This window comes from Streptomyces sp. ICN903, assembly GCF_022015835.1.
In the GTDB taxonomy this organism is placed as follows: Bacteria; Actinomycetota; Actinomycetes; order Streptomycetales; family Streptomycetaceae; genus Streptomyces; species Streptomyces fenghuangensis.
Map to the genome: position 1 here is coordinate 1 of NZ_JAKMAY010000256.1, position 8,398 is coordinate 8,398.

At 72.1% G+C, this 8,398-nt stretch carries 8 protein-coding genes; 3 read left to right on the forward strand and 5 right to left on the reverse strand.

The window, feature by feature from the left end:
- The first annotated feature begins 26 nt into the window (after positions 1–26).
- The 3 genes from L7D48_RS22170 (at position 27) to L7D48_RS22185 (ending at position 4,925) form a co-directional block, all read left to right on the forward strand.
- On the forward strand, positions 27–1,271 hold the full coding sequence (locus L7D48_RS22170) for a YncE family protein (protein WP_237881739.1): 1,245 nt from the start codon (positions 27–29) through the stop codon (positions 1,269–1,271).
- A gap of 178 nt (positions 1,272–1,449) precedes the next feature.
- On the forward strand, positions 1,450–2,346 hold the full coding sequence (locus tag L7D48_RS22175) for a GyrI-like domain-containing protein (protein WP_237881728.1): 897 nt from the start codon (positions 1,450–1,452) through the stop codon (positions 2,344–2,346).
- A 233-nt stretch (positions 2,347–2,579) separates the two neighbouring features.
- Positions 2,580–4,925, forward strand: a complete 2,346-nt coding sequence (locus L7D48_RS22185; protein WP_305853168.1) for an RICIN domain-containing protein — start codon at positions 2,580–2,582, stop codon at positions 4,923–4,925.
- A gap of 69 nt (positions 4,926–4,994) precedes the next feature.
- Here L7D48_RS22185 and L7D48_RS22190 read toward each other — a convergent pair whose 3' ends face one another.
- The 5 genes from L7D48_RS22190 to L7D48_RS22210 form a co-directional block, all read right to left on the reverse strand.
- Positions 4,995–5,303: a helix-turn-helix domain-containing protein gene (locus tag L7D48_RS22190; RefSeq protein ID WP_237881730.1), complete on the reverse strand. Its 309-nt coding sequence runs from the start codon at positions 5,301–5,303 to the stop codon at positions 4,995–4,997.
- Entirely contained in the window at positions 5,300–5,602 is a 303-nt protein-coding gene (locus L7D48_RS22195; protein ID WP_237881731.1) for a type II toxin-antitoxin system RelE/ParE family toxin, read from the reverse strand. Before L7D48_RS22195 ends, L7D48_RS22190 begins: the two co-directional genes overlap by 4 nt.
- Positions 5,603–5,744: 142 nt before the next feature.
- Positions 5,745–6,752 (reverse strand): zinc-binding dehydrogenase, encoded by a 1,008-nt coding sequence (locus L7D48_RS22200; protein ID WP_237881733.1) that lies wholly within the window; start codon positions 6,750–6,752, stop codon positions 5,745–5,747.
- Positions 6,753–6,881: 129 nt separating this feature from the next.
- Complete coding sequence (locus tag L7D48_RS22205; protein ID WP_237881735.1) at positions 6,882–7,379, reverse strand: hypothetical protein; 498 nt, start codon at positions 7,377–7,379, stop codon at positions 6,882–6,884.
- Positions 7,380–7,662: 283 nt separating this feature from the next.
- Positions 7,663–8,238: a TerD family protein gene (locus tag L7D48_RS22210; protein ID WP_237881737.1), complete on the reverse strand. Its 576-nt coding sequence runs from the start codon at positions 8,236–8,238 to the stop codon at positions 7,663–7,665.
- Positions 8,239–8,398: the final 160 nt, after the last annotated feature.

The following is an 8,398-nucleotide window of genomic DNA, read 5'->3' on the forward strand; positions in this document are numbered from 1 at the left end:
CCCACCCGTCCCGCCGAGCCCGCGGGATCGGCGGATGCGCCGCGGCCCTCGTCCTGGCCGTCACGGCCGCCGTACCCGCCTCCGCCGCGCCCACCGACGCGAGCGGCGGCCCGGCGGGCGGAGGCCTGAACGAGGTCCTGTTCGTCGGCAACAACTGGGACGGGACGGCCGACGTCATCGAGTCCACCGGCGACTACGCGAAGGTCGGCCGGATCAACGTCGTCCCCGACAAGAAGGAGCGGATGCGGGAGATCCACCTCAACCCGATCCGACTCGCCTTCTTCCTCGGCATCCGCCACACCGTCGGCGAGGGCCACGACCAGTACGTCGACGACATGTACTCCACCCCGGACGGCTCGGCCGTCGTCGTCTCCCGCCCCAGCTTCGCCGACGTGGTCTCGATCGACGTGGCCACGGGGAAGGTCAACTGGCGCTTCCCGGTGTCGGGTTTCCGCTCCGACCACATGGCGGTCTCGCCCGACGGCCGCCGCGTGGCGGTGTCGGCCTCCACCTCCAACACCGTCCACGTCCTCGACATCGTCACGGGGAAGGAGGTGGGCTCGTTCAAGACCGGCGACAAGCCGCACGAGAACGTCTTCACCGACGGCGGCCGGTACATCTGGAACATGTCCATCGGGGAGGTCAACAACGACCTCGACGCGCCCTGGCTGGACTGGACGAAGGGCGACCGGCGCATCACGGTCGCCGACGCGCACACCTTCGAGCGGGTGAAGGTGATCGACATGCGCGAGCGGCTGGACGCCTTCGGCCGAGAGGACCTCTCCGACTCGGTGCGGCCCGTGGCCTTCACACCGGACGAGTCCAGGCTGTACTTCCAGGTGTCGTTCTTCAACGGCTTCCTGGAGTACGACGTGGCCGCCGACGAGATCACCCGGATCAAGGAGCTGCCGAAGAACCCGGACACCGACGAGGACCGCACCACCTGGGTCAACGACTCGCGCCACCACGGCATGTCGATGAACCCCCGGGGCACGAAGCTGTGCGTCGCCGGGACGATGGACGACTACGCCACCGTCGTGGACCGCAGGACGCTGGAGGAGGGGCCGCTTGTGGAGGTCTCCAAGCCGTACTGGGCGACGGTGAGCGGCGACGGCAGGCACTGCGTGGTCTCCGAGAGCGGATCCGACCAGGTCACCGCGATCGACTTCGCGACCGGCCGGAAGGTGGCCTCCGTGCCCGTCGGCGACCACCCGCAGCGGGTGCGCGTGGGGCACGTCCCGGCCGGGTGGGCCGGTCCCTCCGCCGGCTGACGCGCGCCCGTCCCCCGCTCCTGCCCCCGGCTCCCGCTCCCGGGCCCGCTTCCGGACCCGGGGGCGGGAGCGTCGGCGTGGACGGCCCGGCCCGCCCGGGCGCATGATCGGAGCGGACCGCGGCGGTCGGGTCGGACCGTGGGCCCGCCGGGCAGGGTGGGCGTCGAAGGGAGGGCCTGTGATCTCGGCACTCAACCGGCTCGTCGACCTCGTCGAGGAGCACATCGCAGAGCAGACGGCGCGGCACCTCGCCGAGGACCTCGACGTCCGGGGGCTGGCCGGGGAACTCGGTACGACCGAGTACCACCTGCGCCGTATGTTCTCCTCGCTGGCCGGGATGCCGCTGTCGGAGTACGCGCGCCGGCGCCGCATGACCGTCGCCGCCGCCGACGTGGTCCGCGGTGAGGACGGTCTGCTGGGCATCGCGGTCCGGTACGGATACGGCTCGGCCGAGGCGTTCGGCCGCGCGTTCCGCGCCGTCCACGGCGCCGGCCCCGGTGACGTGCGCCGCGACGGAGGCCCCCTTCGCGCACAACCGCAGCTCAGGTTCCACCTGACCGTCGAAGGGAGCACCCCCATGGACACCCGCCTCGCCGACCGCCCCGCTTTCCGCCTGGCCGGACACGCGGCCCGCGTTCCGCTCATCCACCAGGGCGTCAACCCGCACATCCAGCGGCACATCGCCGCACTGCCGCAGGAGGAGCACCTCCGGCTGAAGGAGCTCTGCGACACCGAGCCGGGAGGCCTGCTGCAGGTCTGCGACGACCTCGACCCCGACGCCACGGAGGGGAGCGAACTGACCTATCTGCACGGGGTCGCCGTCTCCCGGGACACGCCGGTCCCCGGCGACCTCGACACCATCGAGGTGCCGGCCGGCAGATGGGCGGTCTTCCGTACCGCCGGACCGTATCCGCAGGCCCTGCAGGCGACCTGGGCCGCGACCGCGACCGAGTGGTTCCCCTCCAACCCGTGGCGGCTGCGGCCGGGGCCCTCGATCGTCGCGGTCCTGGAGCGCGCCGACGACTTCACCACCGCGACCTGCGAGCTGTGGCTGCCCGTCGAACCGGCGGTGTGACGGACCGCGCCGCGGGGCCGGCCCGGGCCGGCCCCGCCACTTCGTCCGTGCACGGCCCTTGCCGTCCCGCGTCGGCCGCCCCTATCGTCTCGGGAGCGCTCCCACGCTTTCTCCCGCACCACACCTTCCGTCGGCGCCCCTGGCGTGCACCTCTCCGTCCGGCGTGCTGATGAATCGATTCACCCAGGCTCTTCCCCCACCCGTGGGTGCGCCACCCCCGAAAAGGAGCCGCCATGCCTGCCCACAGCACAACCCCGAGACCCCGCTCGAGCCCCCGCTCCCGCCTGAGAGGGCTGTACGCCGCCGCGTGCGCCGCGCTGCTGGCCGCCGTCTCGCTCGTCGCCCTGCCCGCGCAGGAGGCCGGCGCCGCGGAGATCGACACCTCCGCCTACTACCAGCTCGTCTCCCGCCACAGCGGCAAGGCGATCGACGTCTTCGAACGCTCCACCGACAACGGCGCCTCCGTGGTGCAGTGGACGCCGGGGACGGGCTACAACCAGCAGTTCCGCTTCGTCCCCTCCGGCGACGGCTGGTACCGGATCGCCGCCCGCCACAGCGGCAAGGTGCTGGACGTGGAGGCACGTTCCACCGCCGACGGCGCGAACGTCGTCCAGTGGGACGACAAGAACGGTCACAACCAGCAGTTCCGCGTCGCCGACTCCGACGGCGGCCACGTCCGGCTGATCAACCGCCACAGCGGCAAGGCGCTGGACGTGTGGGAGTGGTCCACCGCCGACGGCGCGAGGATCTCCCAGTACACCGACACCGGCGGGCACAACCAGCAGTGGCGCCTGGTGAGGGTGGGCGGCGACGACGGAGGCGGGAACGAGCCCCCGCCCGGGGACGCCAAGCAGATGGAGGACCTCGACCGGGGCCTGGTCTCGGTCCGCTCGGGATCGGGCAACCTCGTCTCGTGGCGGCTGCTGGGGACCGAGAGCCGCGACACCGCCTTCAACCTCTACCGGGGCGGGACGAAGGTGAACTCCTCGCCCATCACCGGCTCCACCAACCACCTGGACGCCGGCGCCCCCGCCGACGCCTCCTACACCGTGCGCGCGGTGGTCGACGGCGCCGAACAGGCCGCCTCCGGCCCCTCGCTGCGCTTCACCGGCGGCAACCACCTGGACGTGCCGCTCTCCCGCCCCGGCTCCACCTACACCCCCGTCGAGGCCTCCCCCGGGGACCTGGACGGCGACGGGCAGTACGAACTGGTCGTCAAGTGGGACCCGGACAACGCCAAGGACAACTCCCAGTCCGGCACCACCGGCAACGTCTACATCGACGCCTACCGCCTCAGCGGTCAGCGGCTGTGGCGCATCGACCTGGGCCGCAACATCCGTGCCGGAGCCCACTACACCCAGTTCCAGGTCTACGACTACGACGGCGACGGCCGCGCCGAGGTCGCCATGAAGACCGCCGACGCCACCCGCGACGGACGCGGCACCGTCATCGGGAACGCAGGCGCCGACCACCGCAACTCCAGCGGCTACATCCTGTCCGGCCCCGAGTACCTGACGATGTTCGACGGACTCACCGGCGCCGCGCTGGACACCGTGAACTACGAGCCCGGCCGCGGCAACGTCTCCTCCTGGGGCGACTCCTACGGCAACCGCGTCGACCGCTTCCTGGCCGGCACCGCCTACCTCGACGGCGCCCGGCCCTCCCTGATCATGGCCCGCGGCTACTACACCCGCGCCACCATCGCCGCCTGGGACTTCCGGAACGGGCAGCTCACCCGGCGCTGGCTGTTCGACTCCGACAACTCCGGCAACGGCGCGGCCTACGGCCAGGGCAACCACCAGCTGTCCGTCGCCGACGTGGACGCCGACGGCCGCCAGGAGATCGTCTACGGCTCGGCCACCGTCGACGACAACGGCACCCTGATGTACGCCACCGGCTTCGGCCACGGCGACGCCCTGCACGTGGGCGACTTCGTGCCCTCCCGGTCCGGCCTGGAGGTCTTCACCATCCACGAACCCGGCAACCAGCCCGGCTCCGACCTGCACGACGCCCGCACCGGCCAGGTCATCCACCGCACGCCCACCAGCGGCAGCGAGGGCCCGGGACGCGGCGCGGCCGGCGACATACACGCGGGCAACGCCGGGGCCGAGTTCTGGGGCTCGGGTCCGAACATGGACCGGCTGCGCAACGCCTCCGGCGGCGAGGTGGGCCGCAACCCGTCCTCGGCCAACTTCCTCGCCTGGTGGGACGGCGACCCGGTGCGCGAACTCCTCGACGGCACCCGGATCGACAAGTACGGCACCGGCGGCGACACCCGCCTGCTGACCGGCAGCGGCGTGGCCTCCAGCAACGGCACGAAGTCCACGCCCGTCCTCTCCGGCGACCTGTTCGGCGACTGGCGCGAGGAGGTGATCTGGCGGCACAGCGACAACTCCGCGCTGCGCATCTACGCCACCACCATCCCGACCGACCTGAAGCTGCACACCCTCGTCCACGACGCGCAGTACCGGGTGGCGCTGGCCTGGCAGAACACCGCCTACAACCAGCCGCCGCACCCGGGCTTCTTCCTCGGCCAGGGCATGAGCACCCCGCCCCGGCCCAACGTCTACCTGCGCTGACGAACCCGACAGCCCCCCACGGGACCGGGGCCCGCCCGCGCCGCACCGAGCGGCCCGGGCGGGCCCCGCCTACGCGCTCTCGGCGTGCGGGGTGAGGTCCACGCGCAGGTCCAGGTTCAGAGCCTCGGCGAGCCGGGCCAGCACGGGCAGCGTGGGAACCGTGCCCCCCGCCTCGAACCGGGCGACCGCCGACTGCGTCATCCGGGCCCTGCGCCCCACCTCGCCCTGCGACAGCCCGAGCTCCAGACGGCGGCCGCGCACCGTCTCGCCCAGTTCGAACCTCAGCCGCGCCGCCGCGTACTCCTGCTCGATCTCGGCGCTGACCGGACGTGCTCCGCGAGCCTGGGCAAGGCCCGTACGTCCGCTTGTGTCGGTCACAGCTCCTCCTCCACGGTGTGTCCCTCGTCCCGGCACTTCTCGAGGGCCCGTCTTGCGCGGTCCACCTCTTGGAACTCCCTCATCCGTGTCTTGGGAAACACGGTGAGCATGATGATCCGGCGCCCGGGGGCGATCCAGTAGGTGATACGAGTCCGTTCTCCGCCACAGTAGAAGCGCAACTCCCGCAACTTGCCGTCGAGCTGCCTCGTGTACGGCTCCCCCAAGTGGACGCCTCTCTCCTCCAGCAGGTCGAGGTGCATCAGAGCCTGTGCCCAGCGTTTGTCATCCAGATGCTCCAACCACGATGCGACCTCGGGTTCGAGCTCAACGGTACCCCAGTTCATAGCATCGAAGCTATACTTTTGTGAACGCGGCGACATGCTTTACCAGGGAGACCACCCGACGGAGGTAAGCCACCGGTCACGGTTGACGGCTGGCCGGTCAGGGGACGAGGACGACCTTGCCCAGGGTGGCGCGGGTCTCCAGCGCGCGGTGGGCGCGGGCCGCGTGGGCCAGCGGGAAGTGGTGGACGGGCGGGACGAGGACGCCCTCGGCGGCCAGCGCCATGGCCTCCTCCTCCAGCACCCGGATGTTCTCCATACCGCCGATGCGGTCGAACATCGGCCTGCCCAGCACCGAGCGCGAGGTGACCCCCAGCTTCCGCTGCTCCTCCTCGCCCAGCACGACCTGCCCCTCGGGCGAGAAGCCGGCCGAGGCGTAACCGTAGGAGAGATGGGAGCCACCGGGGGCGAGGAGGGCGATGGCCGTGCGGCCGAGACCGCCGCCGACGCCCTCGAAGAGGTACGTGACGGGACGCTCCCCGAACTTCTCCCGGATCCGCTCGGTCCAGTCGCCCCGGGTGTAGTCCACCGCCAGGTCCGCGCCCATGTCCTCCACCGCCCGCACCTTCTCCGGCCCGCCCGCCGCGCCGACGACGGTGGCGCCCCTGTGCCGGGCGTACTGCACCAGGAGCGATCCGATGCCCCCGGCAGCGGCCAGGACCAGCACCGTGTCGGCGGGGGAGAGGCCGGCGAAGCGGAGGACGCCCATGGCGGTGCGGCCGGTGCCGACCAGGGCGACGGCGTGGTCCTCGCTCAGGCTGCCGGGCAGCGGGTGCAGCCGCTCGGCGCCGGTGACGGCCAGCTCGGCGTACCCGCCGGGCGCCATGCCCAGATGGGCGGCGACGCGGCGGCCCAGCCACGCCGGATCGACGCCCTCGCCCAGCGCGTCCACGGTGCCGGCGACCTCCCGCCCGGGGATGGTCGGCAGCTCGGCGGGCGTGGGCGTCGGGCCGAGTCGCAGCCCCTCGCGCAGGGCGGTGTCCACCAGGTGCACCCCGGCCGCCGCGACGGCGATCCGCACCTGGCCCGGGCCGGGCTCGGGGTCCGGGACCCGCTCGTAGCGGAGGTTCCCGGCGGGTCCGAAGGCGTGCAGACGTACGGCGTGCATGGGCTCTCCCCGTGGCTGGTGGATGGTCGGCCGGTCCGGCGGGCGCCGGCGCGGCGGTGACCACTCTCCGACCTCAAGCGGGCTTGAGGTCAAGGCCGTTGGGGCGGGACCGTTGGGGGAGCGGCGGATTCAGACCCTGGGGAAGCGGGCCTGGAGGTCCCAGAGCACGGGGTTGTCGCCCAGCCCCTCGTGGATGTCGGTGAGGTCGGCGATCAGGTCGTGCAGGAAGTCGCGGGCCTCGCGGCGCAGCTCGCCGTGGTTGACGGTCAGCGGCGGCTCGTCGGCGGGCAGCCAGTCGGCGGTGACGTCCACCCAGCCGAAGCGGCGCGCGAAATGGAGGCTGTCGGCCGACTCCACGAAGTCCAGCTCGGCGTACTGCGGCTTGGCGGCGCGGCTGCCGAGCGGATCGCGGTCGAGGCGCTCGGCGATGTCGCACAGTGCCCAGGCGAAGTCGAGCACCGGCACGGTGCCGCGCGCGGTGGACAGCTCCCGGTCCGTCTCGGTGTCCGCGAGGTAGACGTCACCGCAGAACAGGTCGTGCCGCAGCGCCCGCGCGTCCGCCGTGCGGTAGTCGGTCTGCGGCGGGTCGGGGAAGCGGCGGGAGAGGGAGTAGCCGATGTCGAGCACGGAAGCGATGGTGGCACGGCGAGGTGGGCGTACGCCCACCGGGCGGCGACTCAAGGGCGAGGTCGCGAGGTCCGCACTCCTGAGGCGGGCGAGGAGTACCGGTCGGTGGCGTGCCGTCCGGGGCGGCACCGCACCTGCCGGGACGGCGAGGCGGCCGAGCCGCCCTGCGAGGGCGCGGCCCTGCTGCGCTGCCCCTGCTCCTGCCACGGGCGGAGCCGTGGAACGCGCAGGGCGCCCGGCACCGCACATGCGGTGCCGGGCGCCCTCGCGAGGCGTCGGGCGATCAGACGTTGACGCCGAAGTCCTTGGCGATGCCGGCCAGGCCGGAGGCGTAGCCCTGGCCGACCGCGCGGAACTTCCACTCCGCGCCGTGGCGGTAGAGCTCGCCGAAGACCATGGCGGTCTCGGTGGCGGCGTCCTCGCTCAGGTCGTAGCGGGCGATCTCGGCGCCGCCGGCCTGGTTGAGGATGCGGATGTAGGCGTTGCGCACCTGGCCGAAGTTCTGGCTGCGGCTCTCGGCGTCGTAGATGGACACCGGGAAGACGATCTTGTCGATGTCGGTGGGCAGCGCCGCGAGGTTGACGTTGATCTGCTCGTCGTCGCCCTCGCCCTCACCGGTGCGGTTGTCACCGGTGTGGACGATCGCCTGGTCCGGGGTGGCCTTGTTGTTGAAGAAGACGAAGTGCTGGTCCGAGTAGACCTGGCCGTTCGCGTTGACCGCGATGGCGCTGGCGTCGAGGTCGAAGTCGGTGCCGGTGGTCGTACGGACGTCCCAGCCGAGGCCGACCGTCACGGCGGTCAGGCCGGGGGCCTCCTTGGTGAGCGAGACGTTGCCGCCCTTGGACAGGCTTACAGCCATGGGGATGCCCTTCTGTGGTGTTTCCGTGCTGGCCCTTACTGGTCCATTTCCTACCCTCTCCAACGCCGACGGTGGGGGACCGGGTTCCAGGTTTCTTTGCTTTCTTTACCTTCCTCGCCCGGGAGGCGGTGGGGAAGGCGGCAGGGGAGGGGAGCAGGAG